This window comes from Kineococcus endophyticus, assembly GCF_040796495.1.
GTDB classification, from domain to species: domain Bacteria; phylum Actinomycetota; class Actinomycetes; order Actinomycetales; family Kineococcaceae; genus Kineococcus; species Kineococcus endophyticus.
Map to the genome: position 1 here is coordinate 181,332 of NZ_JBFNQN010000006.1, position 15,216 is coordinate 196,547.

The 15,216-nt window shown below is 73.1% G+C and carries 17 protein-coding genes; 7 read left to right on the forward strand and 10 right to left on the reverse strand.

Translation table 11 applies throughout. From position 1 onward, the window contains the following. Nucleotides 1-12: 12 nt before the first annotated feature. Genes AB1207_RS10255 through AB1207_RS10280 form a run of 6 tightly spaced genes read right to left on the reverse strand, consistent with a single transcriptional unit; the run spans nt 13 to nt 7,492 of the window. Entirely contained in the window at nt 13-969 is a 957-nt protein-coding gene (locus tag AB1207_RS10255) for a sugar phosphate isomerase/epimerase family protein (RefSeq protein ID WP_367638058.1), read from the reverse strand. Then, the gene (locus AB1207_RS10260) at nt 966-1,901 is read right to left on the reverse strand and encodes a sugar phosphate isomerase/epimerase family protein (protein ID WP_367638059.1); all 936 of its coding nucleotides are present in this window, start codon (nt 1,899-1,901) and stop codon (nt 966-968) included. The genes AB1207_RS10255 and AB1207_RS10260 overlap by 4 nt, the downstream gene beginning before the upstream one ends. After that, on the reverse strand, nt 1,898-3,442 hold the full coding sequence (locus AB1207_RS10265; RefSeq protein ID WP_367638060.1) for a GMC oxidoreductase: 1,545 nt from the start codon (nt 3,440-3,442) through the stop codon (nt 1,898-1,900). The genes AB1207_RS10260 and AB1207_RS10265 overlap by 4 nt, the downstream gene beginning before the upstream one ends. After that, nucleotides 3,439-5,844 carry a glycoside hydrolase family 3 protein gene (locus tag AB1207_RS10270; RefSeq protein WP_367638062.1) on the reverse strand — a complete coding sequence of 802 codons (2,406 nt, stop codon included), beginning with the start codon at nt 5,842-5,844 and terminating at the stop codon, nt 3,439-3,441. The genes AB1207_RS10265 and AB1207_RS10270 overlap by 4 nt, the downstream gene beginning before the upstream one ends. Next, nucleotides 5,841-6,947: an LLM class flavin-dependent oxidoreductase gene (locus AB1207_RS10275; protein WP_367638064.1), complete on the reverse strand. Its 1,107-nt coding sequence runs from the start codon at nt 6,945-6,947 to the stop codon at nt 5,841-5,843. Before AB1207_RS10275 ends, AB1207_RS10270 begins: the two co-directional genes overlap by 4 nt. A 14-nt stretch (nt 6,948-6,961) precedes the next feature. After that, complete coding sequence (locus tag AB1207_RS10280) at nt 6,962-7,492, reverse strand: flavin reductase family protein (RefSeq protein WP_367638065.1); 531 nt, start codon at nt 7,490-7,492, stop codon at nt 6,962-6,964. Nucleotides 7,493-7,620: 128 nt separating this feature from the next. Here AB1207_RS10280 and AB1207_RS10285 point away from each other — a divergent pair, with 128 nt between their 5' ends. The 5 genes from AB1207_RS10285 (at nt 7,621) to AB1207_RS10305 (ending at nt 12,077) form a co-directional block, all read left to right on the forward strand. After that, complete coding sequence (locus AB1207_RS10285) at nt 7,621-8,307, forward strand: TetR/AcrR family transcriptional regulator (protein WP_367638066.1); 687 nt, start codon at nt 7,621-7,623, stop codon at nt 8,305-8,307. A 110-nt stretch (nt 8,308-8,417) separates the two neighbouring features. Beyond that, complete coding sequence (locus tag AB1207_RS10290) at nt 8,418-9,818, forward strand: MFS transporter (RefSeq protein ID WP_367638068.1); 1,401 nt, start codon at nt 8,418-8,420, stop codon at nt 9,816-9,818. Further along, nucleotides 9,815-10,840 (forward strand): sugar phosphate isomerase/epimerase family protein, encoded by a 1,026-nt coding sequence (locus tag AB1207_RS10295; RefSeq protein WP_367638070.1) that lies wholly within the window; start codon nt 9,815-9,817, stop codon nt 10,838-10,840. The genes AB1207_RS10290 and AB1207_RS10295 overlap by 4 nt, the downstream gene beginning before the upstream one ends. A 6-nt stretch (nt 10,841-10,846) precedes the next feature. Continuing rightward, nucleotides 10,847-11,239 carry a C-glycoside deglycosidase beta subunit domain-containing protein gene (locus tag AB1207_RS10300; protein ID WP_367638072.1) on the forward strand — a complete coding sequence of 131 codons (393 nt, stop codon included), beginning with the start codon at nt 10,847-10,849 and terminating at the stop codon, nt 11,237-11,239. 43 nt (nt 11,240-11,282) lie between these two features. After that, the gene (locus AB1207_RS10305; protein ID WP_367638073.1) at nt 11,283-12,077 is read left to right on the forward strand and encodes a TIM barrel protein; all 795 of its coding nucleotides are present in this window, start codon (nt 11,283-11,285) and stop codon (nt 12,075-12,077) included. 14 nt (nt 12,078-12,091) lie between these two features. Here the strand turns inward: AB1207_RS10305 and AB1207_RS10310 are convergent, their stop codons facing one another. The 4 genes from AB1207_RS10310 to AB1207_RS10325 all read right to left on the reverse strand — a co-directional run bounded on the left by AB1207_RS10310 (nt 12,092) and on the right by AB1207_RS10325 (nt 13,831). Next, nucleotides 12,092-12,436 carry an STAS domain-containing protein gene (locus AB1207_RS10310; RefSeq protein ID WP_367638075.1) on the reverse strand — a complete coding sequence of 115 codons (345 nt, stop codon included), beginning with the start codon at nt 12,434-12,436 and terminating at the stop codon, nt 12,092-12,094. Nucleotides 12,437-12,478: 42 nt separating this feature from the next. Further along, nucleotides 12,479-13,000, reverse strand: a complete 522-nt coding sequence (locus tag AB1207_RS10315; protein WP_367638077.1) for an ATP-binding protein — start codon at nt 12,998-13,000, stop codon at nt 12,479-12,481. A gap of 4 nt (nt 13,001-13,004) precedes the next feature. Beyond that, a complete protein-coding gene (locus AB1207_RS10320) occupies nt 13,005-13,253 on the reverse strand; it encodes a hypothetical protein (protein WP_367638078.1) in 249 nt (82 codons plus the stop codon). 104 nt (nt 13,254-13,357) lie between these two features. Further along, a complete protein-coding gene (locus tag AB1207_RS10325) occupies nt 13,358-13,831 on the reverse strand; it encodes an Asp23/Gls24 family envelope stress response protein (protein WP_437178906.1) in 474 nt (157 codons plus the stop codon). A 290-nt stretch (nt 13,832-14,121) separates the two neighbouring features. Here AB1207_RS10325 and AB1207_RS10330 point away from each other — a divergent pair, with 290 nt between their 5' ends. Then, nucleotides 14,122-14,691: an RNA polymerase sigma factor gene (locus AB1207_RS10330; protein ID WP_367638080.1), complete on the forward strand. Its 570-nt coding sequence runs from the start codon at nt 14,122-14,124 to the stop codon at nt 14,689-14,691. Next, nucleotides 14,688-15,152, forward strand: coding sequence for a hypothetical protein (locus tag AB1207_RS10335; RefSeq protein WP_367638081.1), 465 nt, complete (start codon nt 14,688-14,690; stop codon nt 15,150-15,152). The genes AB1207_RS10330 and AB1207_RS10335 overlap by 4 nt, the downstream gene beginning before the upstream one ends. Nucleotides 15,153-15,216: the final 64 nt, after the last annotated feature.

A 15,216-nucleotide genomic window follows, 5' to 3' on the forward strand; every position in this document is an offset into this window, starting at 1 on the left:
AGCCAGGTCTGCTCAGAGCCCTAGGCGGTGCTTCGCGTACCAGCCGTTGAGCATGACGGTCGAGGCCGGGTTGGGGGTCTGCTCGCTCTCGAAGACGACCCAGCCGTCGTAGCCGTTCCCGCGCAGCACGTCCAGCACAGCGGGGGCGTCGACGAGCCCGTCCCGGGTGCCGACCTCGTGGAACCAGCGCTCGACCTCGCGGTCCCCGCCGGCGGTGAGGAAGGCGTGCTCGGCGTGCGGGCGCAGCCGTTCCCCGGCGGTGTCGACGAACCGGGTGTCCTTGAGCTGCAGGTGGTCGACGCGGTCGACGTGGCGGCGCACGACGTCCGCGGCGTCGAGGCCGGCCAGGGTCAGCTCCCCGGTGTCCACCGTGAGCCCGACGAGCGCCGGGTCCGTGGCGGCCAGCAGCCGCGCCAGGACGTCGGCGTCGGCCGCGGCGGACAGCACGTCGGCGTGCAGGGTGGTGCGGACCCCGTGCTCGGCGGTCGCGGCGCCGAGCGCGTCGAAGCAGGCCGCGGCCGTGTCGACGGCGTCGTCGTCCACCGTTCCGACCTGCCAGGCGGGGGGCAGGGCGCGCACGACGAGCCGGGAACCGCCGAGTTCGGCGAGGGCGGCGGCGAAGGGCCTGGCCCACTCCACGATCGCGGCGTGCTGCCCGCGGTCGAGGACGGACCGCCCGTGCGAGAGCTCCTCGTCGACGGGTTCCCCGGGGTCGACGGACCAGCTGCTGACGCCGTCCAGGCCGACGTCGGCGAGCACCTTGGCGAAGGTGGACAGGGAACCGTAGGTGGCCTCGATGGACGCGGGGCGCCCGAGGGGGTCCCAGCGGCCCGTGCCCCCGCGCAGTTCGACGGCGCGGAACCCGGCGGCCCGCACCGTCTTGAAGGCGCGCAGGTGCGCGTCGGGACGGCAGAAGTCGTCGAAGTTCGGCTTCCACTGGTTCACCGCGTAGGCACGGCGGATGCTCACGACGCCACCTTCCCCAGGACCTGCTGCGCGTACCACATGGACAGGGCCGTGCTCTCGGCGTAGTCGCCGCCGATGTTCGCCTTGTCGTGCTCGACGGTGACCCAGCCGTCGTAGCCGTGGGCGTCCATCGCCCGCACGAGGCGCTGGAAGTCGACCAGACCGCCCTCGACGCCCATCTCGTGGAACCAGCGGTCGGTCTGCGGTGCCATGAGTTCGGCGTCGGGACGGTGCTGGTAGGCGCTGGTCGTGTCCTGCTGCACGGTGTCCTTGAAGTGGAACCCGCTGACACGGTCGTGCAGCCGTTCGTACAGCTCGACGGGGTCGACCCCCGCGATGCAGTGCTGCGCGGTGTCGCAGAAGAAGCTGACGTACCGCGGGTCGGTGAGGTCGTAGAACCGGACGATGTCGTCGAACGTCCGGATGGCGCAGAAGAACTCGTGGTGTCCCGTGGTCCTCACCCCGAACTCGGTGAGGGACATCTCCCCGACGCGCGTCCAGCACTCCGCGGCGGCCTTGATCTTGTCGTCGGTGACGGGCGCGGTGGTGGTCCACAGGCTCGCCGGCATGACGATGAGGTTCTCGATCTGCAGGTCCGACCACATCCCGAGCATCCGGCGGGTGCTCTCGACGATCTCGTCGTGCGTCTCCCGCACGTGCGCGTCGGCGACGCGGGGGTCGTACATGATGCCCCGGAACAGGTTGACGATCTTCGCGATGCCGTGGTCCTGCAGGTACTCCTGGTACTTCGCGATGGACCCGAACATCCCGCTCAGGCCGAAGACCTGGAAGTCGAACATGTCCAGGCCCTCGAAGCCGACGGCCGAGATCTGCTTCACGAAGTCGTCCATGAGCCGCCGGTTGGCGTACTGCGTCTGCGGACCGCGTGGGGTGTCCACGCGCCAGTGGTCCATGTAGGCCCAGCGGTACGTCACGGGGTGTCCTTCCCATCGGGGGTGGACGTCGCGAGCGTCTTCGCGACGTGGCGGGCTCCGCCGACGGCCAGGGCCACGGCGGTGAGGGTGGGGTTGCAGGCGGTCTCGGTGGGGATGACACCGTTCCCGGCGACGAACAGGCCCGGGACGTCCCAGACCTCGCCGTGGACGTCGCACACGCTCGTGCCGTCGTCCTCCCGGCCCATCCGCGTGGTGCCCTGGTAGTGCAGGGAACTGCCCGCGGGCAGGCGGATCGGCCGTTCGTCGATGACGGTTCCGAGCGCCCGGCCCGCGGTCGTGATGGCCTCCTCGGCCGCGGCGATCCGCTGCTCGTCCAGCGCGGTGAGCGTGTGGTGCACGCTCGGTGCGGGCATCCCGTAGCCGTCGACCGCGGTCTCGGAGAACTCCACCCGGTCCTGCGGCCGGACGTCCTTGGCGGTGAACCACCCGAGCCCGACGTAGGCGCCGGGCCGGTCGGCGGGCAGGTCCGGGCGCGGCACGGGGGAGGCGTCCATCTGCATGACCTGGCCGTGGAACGGGTGACGGTCGTCGTCGAAGGGGACCCAGCTCACGCCGCTGCCCCTGCTGACGACGGTCGGGTCGTCCGCCGCGGGGACGGGGACCCCCGCGAGCAGGTCGTCGGCCAGCCGGACCGCGAGGAGGACCTGCGGCTGGTCGTTGAGGTACCGGCCGAGGGCCGTGGGGCGGATCCCCGAGGCGAACAGCAGTTGCGGAGTGCGGAGTGCGTCGGCGGCGGCGACGACCACCCGGGCGCCGACGTCGGCGACCGTGTCGTCCCGCAGGTCGCGCACGCTGACCCCCTGCACCGCACCCGACGGCGAGCGCCGGACGCGGGTGACGAGCGTCTCGGGCAGGAGCGCGACCCCGGTGCGCAGCACGTCGCCGAACACGACGGACGGGCCCGACCAGTGCAGACCCCCGTTGGAGTCGCGCCGAACCGCGAGCGGCATCGGCTGCACGCGTCGGTCGGCCGGTCGGTCGCCGTCGAGGGCGGAGCCCAGGACGCGGCGGACGTCGCCGGCCAGGGGGGCGTTCGCCAGGGCCTGCGCGCTGACCCCGAGGAGGCGTTCACCCTCGTCGAGCAGCGCGTCGAGGTCGTCGACGAAGCCGATCCGTTCGCTGCCGCCCGGACGCGGGCAGGCGCAGGTCCAGTGCGCGCCCATCCCGCCGACGTTGCTCGACATGGCCCCCACGGGCAGGCCGGTACCGCCGGCGGCGAACCCCTCGCCCACGAGGAAGGTGCCGGCCCGGCCGCGCCGTCCGTCCACCGTGGCCGCCGGGTCGGCGGCGCCGAGGTCGGCCTCAGGGCCCTCCGACGCGCGCTGGGCGCGTCGCCTGGCCTCGGGGTCGGCGATGTTCTTGACGTGGTCCCCGGGCGGATCGGACAGGACCGGCCCGACCTCGAACACCGCGATGCGCAGGTCCGGGCGCAGGTCGTGCAGCGTGCGCGCCCACGCGGCGCCCGCGGGGCCGCTGCCCACGACCGCGACGTCGACGGCGGCGGGGTACCGACCGTTCACGGGGTTACCTCCAGTTCCTGCGCGTCGGGGTCCGCCGCCGACCGGGCGACGGTCAGCACGTGCGGGCCGGACGGGACCGACCAGGCGCCCGCGCCGGTGTCCCAGCGGCGGAAGGCGGTGCGGCCCAGCCGGACCACGGCCGTGGTGACCGAGCCGCCCGGGGCCTGCACGCGGGCGGACCCGACGAGGCGACCGACGGGTTCCCCGGGGGCTCGGCCGTAGACCTGCACGACGTCCGACCCCGTCCGGTGACCGGTGTTCCTCACCGGGACGTGCACGACCACCTCGCCGCCGACCCGGCTCGTCGAGGCCCGGCCCAGGCGCCAGGTCGTGTAGCCCAGGCCGTGCCCGAACGGGTACGCCGGCGTGCGACCGGTGGTGGCGAAGTGCGCGTGGCCGGCGGGTTCGACGCGGCGGTAGTCCAGGACGAGGTCCTCGTCCAGCCCGACCCCGGCGCCGGGGTAGTCCTCGTCGGAGCGGGCGAACGTCAGCGGCAGGCGGCCACCGGGTTCGCGGTCTCCGCGCAGGACCTCTGCCAGCGCGGTCGCGAACTCCTCCCCGGCGTACCAGGGGACGAGGACGGCGCCGACCGTGTCGGCCCAGGACGTGTCGACCTGGTGGCCCGCGTCGAGGACGACGACGGTGCGGGGGTTGACGGCCGCCACCGCGCGCAGCAGCTCGAGCTGGCCCGCGGGCAGGTGGGTGGTCGTGCGGTCCGCGCTCTCCCGCGAGGCGTTGCGGTCGTCGCCGAGGACGAGCCCCACGTCGTCGGCCCGGCCGGCGAGGGCGACGGCCTCGTCGAGCAGGCCGGGAGGAGCGGGGGGCCGGTGCCCGAGCGTCACCGACTGCACGCGGCCGGGAACGAGGTCGAACTCGGCGACGACCGTGACCGTCCGCCCGGCGACGAGGTCGACGTCCGCGGCCACGGTGTCGGCGCGTGCGACGACCCCCATGACGTCCGCGGGGTCGGGTGCGGGCCAGGACGCGACGGGTTCCCCGTCGACGGTGAGCACCGCGTCGCCCGTGCCGCCGACGAGCAGTTCGTGCCGGCCGTCCTGGGACGCCGTGAAGCGGGTGGTCAACCGCACCCGACCGCCGACGCCAGGCCCGCCGATGCCGGGGATCTCGCCGAACCACACGAACGTCGAGGTGGGTCGCACCTGCGTCGCGCCGGGTTCCGCGGCACCGGGGGCGAAACCCTCCAGCACGACCTCGGCGAAGGGCTGCAACCCTGTCGGGGCGCTGCCGGGGGCGACGAGGACCTCGGCGTCGGGGAACGCCGCGACGAGTGCCTCGGCGGGTGTGGTGGGCCGGACCGCGGGGGTCACCTTGGCGAACGTGCCGCCCTGCAGGCAGGGGACGACGGCGTTCGGGCCCAGGACCGCCAGCGTGCGGCCGGCGACCGTCCGCAGCGGGAGGATCCCACCGTCGTCGTGCAGCAGGACGGTGCCGGCGGCGGCCGCGGTGCGCAGCAGTTCCACCCGCTCCGCCGCGTCGCCCGGGGCGACGGTGCCGGTCCGGGCCACCCGGCGGCCGAGCCGGACGACGCGGTCGGCGGCGTCGCGCACCCGGTCCGCCGGGACGGCGCCGGCGCGGACGGCGTCGGCCAACGCCGGCCCGAAGCACCGCGGCGCGCCCGGCATCTCGAGGTCGAGACCGGCGAGCGCGGAGGCGACCGTGTCGCGCGTGGCGAACCAGTCGGACATCGTCACCCCGTCGAAACCCCACTCCTCGCGCAGGACGCGCAGCAGGGCGGAGTTCTCGCAGCAGTGCTCGCCGCGGACGCGGTTGTAAGCGGTGAGGACCGTCCAGACGCCGGCCTCGACGGCGGCTTCGAACGGGGCCAGGTACACCTCGCGCAGTTCCCGCTCGTCGACCGCGACGTCCATCGCCTGGCGGCGCGTCTCGGTGTCGTTGGCGACGAAGTGCTTGGCGCACGCGGCGACCCCGTGCTCCTGCAGGCCCCGGATCCAGGCCGCCCCCAGGACGGAGGTCAGGTGCGGGTCCTCGGAGAACATCTCGAAGGCCCGGCCCGAGAACGGGGTGCGCGGCAGGTTGAGGTTGGGGCCCAGCACGACGTCGACGCCGTCGCGGCGCGCGTCCTCTCCGAGCAGGCCGGCGACGCGCCGGACGAGGTCGGGGTCCCAGCTCGCCGCGAGGGACGTGCCCGAGGGCAGCAGGGTCGCGGTGTCGCGTTCGTCCATCGTGCGGCTGACGAGCCCGAGGGGCCCGTCGAGGAGCGTGAGTTCCGCGACCCCGGCCACCGGCAGCCCGTGGGCCGTCCAGCCGTTCACCCCGGCCGTCGCGGCGGCCAGTTCGTCGAGCGGCAGCTCGTCGAGGGGCAGCTCGTCGAGGGGCAGGTCCCCGACCGCGGATCCGGTGGCCTCCTGGAGCTCGGTCACGCCATCGTCCGGAAGTTCGGCATGACGCGCTCGGCGAACAGGCGCATCGACTGGTCCGTCGCGCGACGGCGTTCGGGGGTCAGGGGACCGCCCATGAAGCCCCCGAGGAGGTTCCCGACGCCGAGGTCGGCGTACTGCTTCAGCTTGGCGGTCACAGTCTCGGGGGAGCCGTGCAGGCACCACACGCGCTTCCACTCCGGGGTGGTGCCGTCGGTGGGTTCCCTCAGGTCGACGCCGCTGATGGCCTCGGCCTTCTTGTTCGCGACGAACTCGCGCTCGACGGTGCGCTGGTACTGCCCGAGCAGGACGTCGAGCTCGGCCTCGGCCTGCTCGTCGGTCTCGGCGAGGTGGACGTACTGGTAGCTGTGCGTCGTCCACTCCAGCGCGTGGTCGAGGACGGGCTGCGCGTGGCCTGCGGCCTCGAGCGCGGTGCGGTAGCGCTGGTAGGACGCCGCGAACACGGTGAACGGGTCCTCCGGCACCATGTCGTGCGGCGGGAGGAAGTTGAGGATGAACGCCGGCTGGCCCAGGGCTGCAGCGCGTTCGGTGCTGGAGGGGCGGGCGGCGACCGGCATCATCGTGGGTGTCCGGCCACCGTAGGGCGTCGGGCTGATGCGGCTGACGACGGCGCCGGAGTAGTGCGAGTTCGAGAACTGCACGGGTTCGTCGTCCGGCTGCTTCGCGAACAACCGGCCGACGACCTCCAGGTTCTCCTGGGACAGCCGCGAGGTGTCCTGGAAGTTGACGCCGAACCCGATGGACTCCTCCGGCGTGGTGCCCGATCCCACGCCCACGAGCAGCTTGCCGTCGGTGAGCTGGTCGAGCAGGGCCAGCCGCTCGGCGAACCGCACGGGGTGGTGCAGCGGGACGGTCTGGACCGAGAACCCGTACCAGAGCTCGGGGTGCCGGGCCGCGAGGTAGGCCGCGAACATGAACGGGTCGCTGGCCTGCGGGGCGTAGCCGGTGAAGTGGTGGTCGGGCTGGAAGACGGCGTCGAAACCCAGCTCGGCGCCGCGGTCGACGTGCTCGACGAGGGCGTCCATGACGGCGCGGTCCTCGGACGGAGCCGTCGAGCGGGTGGTGAGGAAGAGGGAGAAGTGCACGGTGGGCTCCGGTCTCAGACGAGGGTGGGGACGCCGTAGGCGCCACGGGAGAAGACGAGGGAGTGGGGCACGTCCGGGTCGGCCCCCAGGGCGACGACGCGGCCGAGGACGAGGTCGTGGTCGCCGGTCTCGAGGACGTCCTCGACGACGCACTCGACCCACGCTGCGGCGCCGTGCACGACGTGACCACCGCCGGGCGTCCGGTCCCAGCCGAAGCGCTCGAACCGGTCGTCCTCCTTGCGGGCGAACGCCCGGCAGACGTCGACCTGGTGCCCGGCCAGGACGCTCGCGGTGAACGCCCCCGCGGCGCGGACCAGCGGCCAGGTCGTCGAGGCCCGGTCGGGCAGGAAGCAGACGAGCGGCGGGTCGAGGGAGACCGACCCGAACGTGCCGACGACCATCGCCGCCGAGGGGCGGTCGTCGGCAGGACCGCCGGCCGTGACGAGGGTGACGCCGGTCGGCACGTGGCCGAGGACCGAGCGGAACGCGCGGGCGTCCCCGGCCGGGACGGGGGTCAGGGGGGTCGCTGTCGCGAGCTCGGGCATCTGCGGGACCTTCCGGTGGAGGCGGCGGTGCCAGGACCGAACGGACTCGAATCAGAATCCGTGTTCTGAACAGTAGGTGGGCCCGTCCGCCCCGTCAACCACCGCCCGCTGGGCTAGGTTCGGGAACCGTGTCCGACCGACCCGACCCGGCCCACGCCCCCGCGCTCGCCGTGCAGGAGGGCCCGGCGATCCGCGAACCCCTGCAGGCCCGCAGCCGCGAGTCCTTCGCGCGCGTCCAGGACGCGGCGCTGAACCTGTTGCGGGAGAAGGGGGACGACTCGTTCACCCTGGCCGAGGTGAGCGAGCGCTCGGGGGTCTCCACCGGCAGCATCTACGGGCGGGTCAAGGGCAAGGACGCGCTGCTGCGCCTCGTCCACGTCCGCGAACTCGAACGCATCGATGCCGACACCGAGGCCGTCCTGGCAGCGGCCCTGGAGGGCCACTCCTCGGTCGAGGACGGCGTGCGCGCCCTCGTGAGCGCCCTCGCCGAGCTCCTGCGCGCCGAGGCGGGGGTGCTGCGGCCCTTCATGCTGCGCGCCGTGCACGACGCCGAGGTCGCCCGGGCCGGCAAGCGGTCCTCGGACCGCGCCATCGAAGCGTTCTGCGGCGGCCTGTTGCGCTACCGGGACCAGATCCGCCGCGACGACCCGCAGGCGGCCGTGGAGTGGTGCCACACCGTCGTCTACAGCGTCCTGGCCCGCCGGTTGGGCCTCGGCAGCACCGCCGAGGGGGCCGACCCCACGGACCTCGGCGTCATGGTCGAGCGGCTCGCGTCGATGGTGACCTCGTACCTCACGAGCCCGGACCCGCACTGACCCGACCGTCCCATCCGCCGTGTGGATGGGACGGATGGGGAACGGTTGTTTCCCTTCCCCCGCTCCTGCCAGCACAGTGTCGTCAGGTACTGCGCGAAGGAGCGGAGAGCATGACCCACCCCCTGGTGCGGAGCGTCGCAGCTCCGGCCCCACCGGCCCCGGCAGCGCTGCCCTTGCGGCGGCGGGAGGAGTTCGCTTACGGCGCCGGCGACCTGGCCTCGAACCTGTCGTGGAACTTCGTCGGCTCGTTCCTGCTCTTCTACTACACGAACGTCGCCGGAGTCCCGATCGCGGTGCTGGGCACGCTCTTCCTCGTCGCCCGGCTGCTCGACGCCGTCGTGGACCCCTTCATCGGCGTCCTCGTCGACCGCACCTCCTCGCGGTTCGGCCGGGCCCGGCCCTACCTGCTCTTCGCCGCCGTCCCGTTCGGCGCGCTGGGGGTGCTGACGTTCACCGTCCCCGACGTCGGGGACTCCGCCAAGCTCGTCTACGCCTTCGTCACGTACCTGACGCTGGGGATCCTCTTCTCGCTGGTCAACGTCCCGTACAGCGCGCTGCTGCCCATGATGACGCGCGACCGCGACGAGCGGATGCGGCTCGGGTCCTTGCGGGCCGTGGGGTCCTCTGTGGGCACGATCGTCGTGACGGCCGGCACCACCCCCCTCGTCGCCGCGCTCGGCGGTGGTCAGCACGGGTGGACGACGGCGACGGTCCTCTACAGCGTGCTCAGCGTCGGCTTCTTCGCCTGGACCTTTGCCGGCTGCCGCGAACGGCACACCCTCCCCGTGGACCCGCGCACGCACGACCTGCGCGCCACCGTCCGCGGCCTGCCGCGCAACCGGGCCTGGACCGTCACGGTCGCCTACGGAGTCCTCAACTTCGTCCGCCTCGGGCTCGTGCTCGCCGTCACCATCTACTTCGCCCTCGACGTCCTGCGGCGGCCGGCGGCCGTCTCGGTCCTGCTGCCCCTGGTCTCCGGGGCGATGCTCGTCGGAGGGCTGCTCGCCCCGCGGTACTACCGGCGCCTTGGGCTGCGCCGGGGGAACCTGGTGGCCCTGGCCGTCGGCGGACTCGCGTGGGCCGGGCTCGGTCCGGTCGTCGGGCACTTCGGCGCGTTCGTCGCCGTCTACGCCGTCGCCAGCCTGGCGGTCGGCCTGTCCATGACGTCGATGTTCACGATGGTCGCCGAAGCCGTCGAGCACCAGGAAGCCCGGACCGGCGCACGCCAGGAGGGCCTGCTGTCCGCCGGGGTCAGCTTCGCGGTCAAGGCCGGATCGGCCGTCGGTGCCGCCGCCGTCGCCTACGCGCTGGCGTGGGCCGGGTACGACCCCTCCTCGCCGGGGTCGGCGACCGGCACCGTGAGTTCCCTCTACCTGCACGTCCCGCTCGTGCTCATCGCCCTGCAGGCCGTCGTCGTCCTCCTCTGGCCGACCACGCTGCCGGGCGCCGACCGAACCCCTGCTCGAACCCCTGCTCGAACCCCTGCTCGAACCCAGGAGACCGTCCGATGACCCACCGCATCACCCGGGGCGTCAGCCTCTACTCGTTCCAGGAGGAGTTCTTCCTGCGCACGATGACGATCCGCGACGCCGTCGCCGTGGCCGCCCGCATCGGCGCCCGCGACATCGAGATCATCCCCGAGCAGTCGATCCCGGGGTTCCCGCACGTCACCGATGCGTGGGTCGAGCAGTGGCACGCGACCATGGCCGAGTTCGGGACCCGTCCCCTCGCCTACGACTTCTTCCTCGACACCCTGCGCCACCCGGGCCGCCGGCTCACCCACGAGGAGCAGGTCGCCTCGGTGCGCCGCGACGTCGACCTGGCGGTCCGCCTCGGCACGACGATGCTGCGGGCCATCATCAGCACGCCCGCCGAGGTGCTGCGCGACGCCGCCCCCTACGCCGAGGAGGCCGGCGTGAGGCTCCTGCTGGAGGTGCACGCGCCGTTCCACTACCGGCACCCGTGGGTGCTGCAGCACCTCGAGGTCATGGACGCCCTCGACTCGCCCGCGCTGGGGTTCATGCCCGACATGGGGTGCTTCGTCGAACGCTTCCCGCGCGTGGCTTCCGAACGCGCCCTGCGCGAGGGCGCCCGCAAGGACCTCGTCGACCTGGTCGTGAAGACGTACGACGACCACGGGGACGTGCACGGGCTCATGGACACCGTCGGCTACAGCGGCGGGGGACCGGTCGAGGTCGGCCTCGCCCGCCAGGCCACCCACTACACGTGGCGCGACCCGCGGATGCTGCTCGAGCAGATGCACCGCACCCACCACGTGCAGGCCAAGTTCTACGAGATGACCGACGACGGCGTGGAGTACTCCATCCCCTACGACCGCATCGTCGACGTCCTCGTCGAGGGCGGGTACCAGGGGTGCCTGTCGAGCGAGTACGAGGGGAACCGGCACGTCCAGGACGCCTTCCCGGTGGACTCCGTCGAGCAGGTCACCCGCCAGCACGCGATGTTCGAGCGGCTGCTGAGCCGTCACGAGAGCGTGCCGACCACCGGGCCGACGACAGAGCAGGAGGGCTGATCCGCCGTGTTCGAGAAGTACGTGATCGTGCCGGGGACGTTGCGCAACGTCGTGGAGTCCGGTCGGGCCACGGCCTACGAACTGGGGGTGCGGATGCCGTACTACCGCGGGCTGGGGCTCTCGATGGTCGAGGACGTGTCGGTGACCGTCGACGGGGTGCGGGCCGAGCCCGCCGCCACGACGTTCACCGTGCACGGCAACAGCTACCCGCTGACCGCGATGGGTGAGGTCGTGGACGACCGCTGGGAACTGGGGGAGGTGGCGACCGTCCGGGTGGAGCACCCCGGCGGACTCGCGGCCGGCGTCCACGACGTCGAGGTCAGCCAACGGCTGAGGATCTCCTACATGCCCGTTCCCGGGGGTGGCCGCGCCCGCGCCGAGGTCGAACTGTCCGCCTGACCGACTCCGCCGCCGAACCGCCCCCACGCTGGAAGGAACCACCGTGCCGCACACCCTGGCCCCGAACGTCGAACTCCTCTTCACCGAGGCCGGCGACTACCCCGACCGCGTGCGTGCCGCCGCCGCCGCGGGTTTCACGTCCGTGGAGATGTGGGGCCCGACCGGCCGCGACGCCCCCGCGAAGCCGAAGGACCTGCGTGCCCTCGAGGAGGCGTTGCAGGAGACCGGGCTGCGGCTGGAGGCGCAGCTCGCCGAACCCCGTACCCAGTTCATGATCCCGCCGAAGGACCACGGCGACTTCTACCGCGGCATCGAGGAAGGGGCCCGCATCGCCGCAGACCTCGGGTGCCCGCGGATCGTCGTGCAGGGCGGGACGGGTTTCGGCGGCCGCAAGCGCGCCGACCAGCACGAGGAACTGGCCGGGATCTACCGTCGTGCGCTGGAACTCGTCGAGGGCTCCGGTGTCGTCCTCGTGCTCGAACCGGTCAACACCCGCGTCGACCACCCGGGGACCCTGCTGGACCGCACGGCGGACGCCGTGGACGTCGCCCGGCAGGTCGACTCACCGCAGTTCGGGATCCTGCTGGACGTCTACCACTCCCGCGTCATGGGGGAGGACCTGGCCGAGGAGCTGGACCGCGCCGGTGACCTCGTCCGCTACGTCCAGGTGGCCGACGCCCCCGGCCGCGGGGAACCGGGCTCCGGGTCGGTGGACTGGCCGGCGGTCTTTGCGACGCTGACGTCCGCCGGCTACGACGGCCCGGTGGGTCTGGAGTACGCGCCGACGACGGACTCCGCCACGTCCACGAAGCTCGTGCGCGAGATCGCCTCGCGCTGACCTGCTGCGTGCCCTCAGTCGACGATGTCGAAGATCGTCACGAGCTTGGTGACCTGGAGCAGGTAGAGCACCTGCGGCGCGGGCTTGACGAGGGTCACGCGGTGCGGGGTGACGGCCCGCGTGAGCCGGACGAGGAACGAGGCTCCCGTGGACTCCAGGAACGTCACCGCCGACAGGTCGACCCGGACGGGCAACCCGGCGGCGCCGGCCCGGGCGCAGAGGTCGTCGAGGACGGACCCCAGGGCGGCGTCCACCTCACCGTGGAGGGTGATCGTGGTGAGCCCGGCCTCGTGGTCGACCTCGAGGTGACCGCCGTCGGTCGCCTCGTCGGGGCCCTGGCCGGACTCGGAGTTGATCACGCTGGTCCTTCGCTTCGTCGTCCGTCCCGGTCCGGAACGGTCTCACGGGGAGAGTAGGTCACGTCGGCTCGCCGTCACAGGGGTCGGCGTGGCGCGCCGGTGCGTCGCGGTGCCGTCGTGGGCGCGGTCCGACCGTACGAGGTCCTGCCGGACGAGGCGGCACCAGACGGTCTTGACCGGTGACGGCCCGTCGTGCGGCGGGTCGTCTCGGGCGGGGGCGTGGTGCCGGACTCCCCAGTCGCGGCTGAGGAGCTCCACGAGGTGCACGCCGCGGCCCCCGAGGTCCACCGGGTCCGCGACGGTCGTGACCGGGAGCGAGGGGTCCCCGTCGCTGACGGACAGGACGACCCCGTCGGACTCGACGCACTCCACGCCCAGCAGGATCGGTGGACCCGCGTGGCGCACGGCGTTGGTCACGAGCTCGGTGAAGAGGAGCTTGGCCTGGTCCAGGTGGGCGCTGGAGTGCTGGTGGCACCAGTGCTCCTCCAGGAAGTGCCGCGCCAACCGCCCCGACGTCAGGTCGACGGGGACGACCAGGGTCGAGGCCGGGGTGGGCGCGCACACGAGGTCATCGTGGGGCGCGGGAGCCCGGTGCGCTCGTCGACCGGTCCGCCGCAGCACCCGCCGTGGAGCCGGACCGCCGCGAGCCGCGCTTGCCGACGACCTTGGCGGACGCCCGCAGGCCCCGGGACAGGACCGTCTTGCCCTCGGCGCGCTCCAACCGGGTGGCCAAGTGGTCGAGGGCCTTGGCGCTCAACGGGACGGCCACACCCCCGACGAACCAGCGCTTCGCGCCCTGGGAGAACTTGTTCGGCACGACGATCTCCTCTGCTGGATGGGGTGGTGGTGGAACGGGTGGCGCCCGGGCGCGGCCGTCTGCTCGACCGGGCCCGGGCGCGGCAGGTGAGCTGCCTCAGGGCGTCACTGGACGCGGGGCGCGCTCTCCTCCTCGTCCCGGTCGTCCTCGGGCAGGTGGACGTCGGAGACCTCGAGGTTGACCTCGGTGACTTCCAGGCCGGTCATGCGCTCGACCGAGGCGATGACGTTGCGGCGCACGGCGGAGGCGAGGTCGGCGATGGGGACGCCGTACTCGGCGATGAGTTCGATGTCGACGGCGGCCTGGCGCTCGCCGACCTCGACGGAGACGCCCTGGGAGTGGTTGGTGCGGCCGCCGGGGATGCGCTCGCGCAGGGCGCCGACGGCGCGGGCGGCGCCGCCGCCGAGGGCGTGGACGCCGGAGATGTCGCGTGCGGCGATGCCGGCGATCTTGGAGACGACGGTGTCGGCGATGGTGGTGGCGCCGTGGTCGCTGCTCAGCCCGGAGCGCTGGCTGCTGCCGTTCGCCGGGGCGGTGCCGGTCACGTTCGGGCGGGTGGTGGCGGTCGTGTCGGACACGATTCCTCCTGGTCTCTCCGGTCGGGGTCCGGCCGCTCGGCTGCAGCCGGTTCAGGGGGTTCGAGCGCCGGAGCGACGAATCGTCACGCTGCGAGACGTGTGAGCTGCGTCACAGGTTCTGGCCATCCGGGTGCTACCCACGTGTTTGGGGAACCCCGAAACGTCCTTCTAGACAACGATTTTGCGGTATCACACGCCGATTCCTTCGACTCGCGGCGTGTCGGGCGACGTGGTGCGCTTCAACCGCACCAACCGCACCACCGTCCGGGAAGACCTGTGGAGAAGACCTCGTGGATGCAGAACGCGCTGAGGTTCCCGACGACGTGCTCGCCCGGCGAGCAGGTCTCGGGGACCGTGACGCCTTCGCACTCATCGTCGACCGCCACGGCCCCGCCCTCCTGCGCTACGCCGGCAACCTGCTGCACCGCAGCGACCAGGCCGAGGACTGCGTCCAGGACGCCTTCCTCGCCGCCTGGCGCGGGTTGCCCACCTTCCGCGGGGACTCCACGTTGCGCACCTGGCTCTTCACCCTCGCCCGGCACGCGGCCTTCGCCCGCCTGCGCCGCTGGCCCAACGCCGGCAGCCGTCCGTTCATCCCGGTCGAGGAGGTGCAGGACCGGCTGCGCGACTTGCGGGAGGACCCCGAGCGGTCCAGCGTGGAGAGCGCCCTGCGCGAGGCCCTCGAACTCGCCCTGCAGCTGCTGCCACCGCGACAACGCACCGCGTGGTTGCTGCGCGAGGTGGAGGGACTGAGCTACGAGGAGGTCGCCTCCGTGCTCGGCACCACGTCGACCGCCGTGCGCGGTCTCCTGGAACGTTCCCGGACCACCCTGGCCACGACCCTGGAGGAATGGCGGTGACCACGACTCCCGACCAGAACCCCGCGACCACCGGCACCCCGGCGTCCGGGGACCAGCTGCTGGCCCAGGCCGCCGAGGCCCTCCGGTTGCACACCCCGTCGGGGTGGCAGGTCTTCCGGGTGAACCTCCTCGAGACGGTCCGCCGTGCCTACCGCCCGTCGGCCCCCATCCGCGGCCGGCACGAACGCGGGGAGTTCGTCGTCTCCTGCGACGTCCTGACCGCCGACGTGCGCGAGGCCGTCGACCGGCTCCCGCAGGCCGAGGTCACCGCGGTCCGGTGCGTCACCGACGAGGAGGACCACCTCGAACTCCTCACCGTCGAGACCGGCGTCCGCTACGGAGCGCACGTCCCCACCGCGGCCGAGGAGGTGCGCCGAGCGGTCGTCGCGACCATCCGGGAACTGCTCGGCGAGGTCGACGGCGTCCGCGTCCACGTCCACGTGGGCGACGTCTTCCCCTGACCGGCCCTCGACCGACCCGTGACGCGACTGCGCCCCTCCCCGGACCGGGGAGGGGCGCACTGCG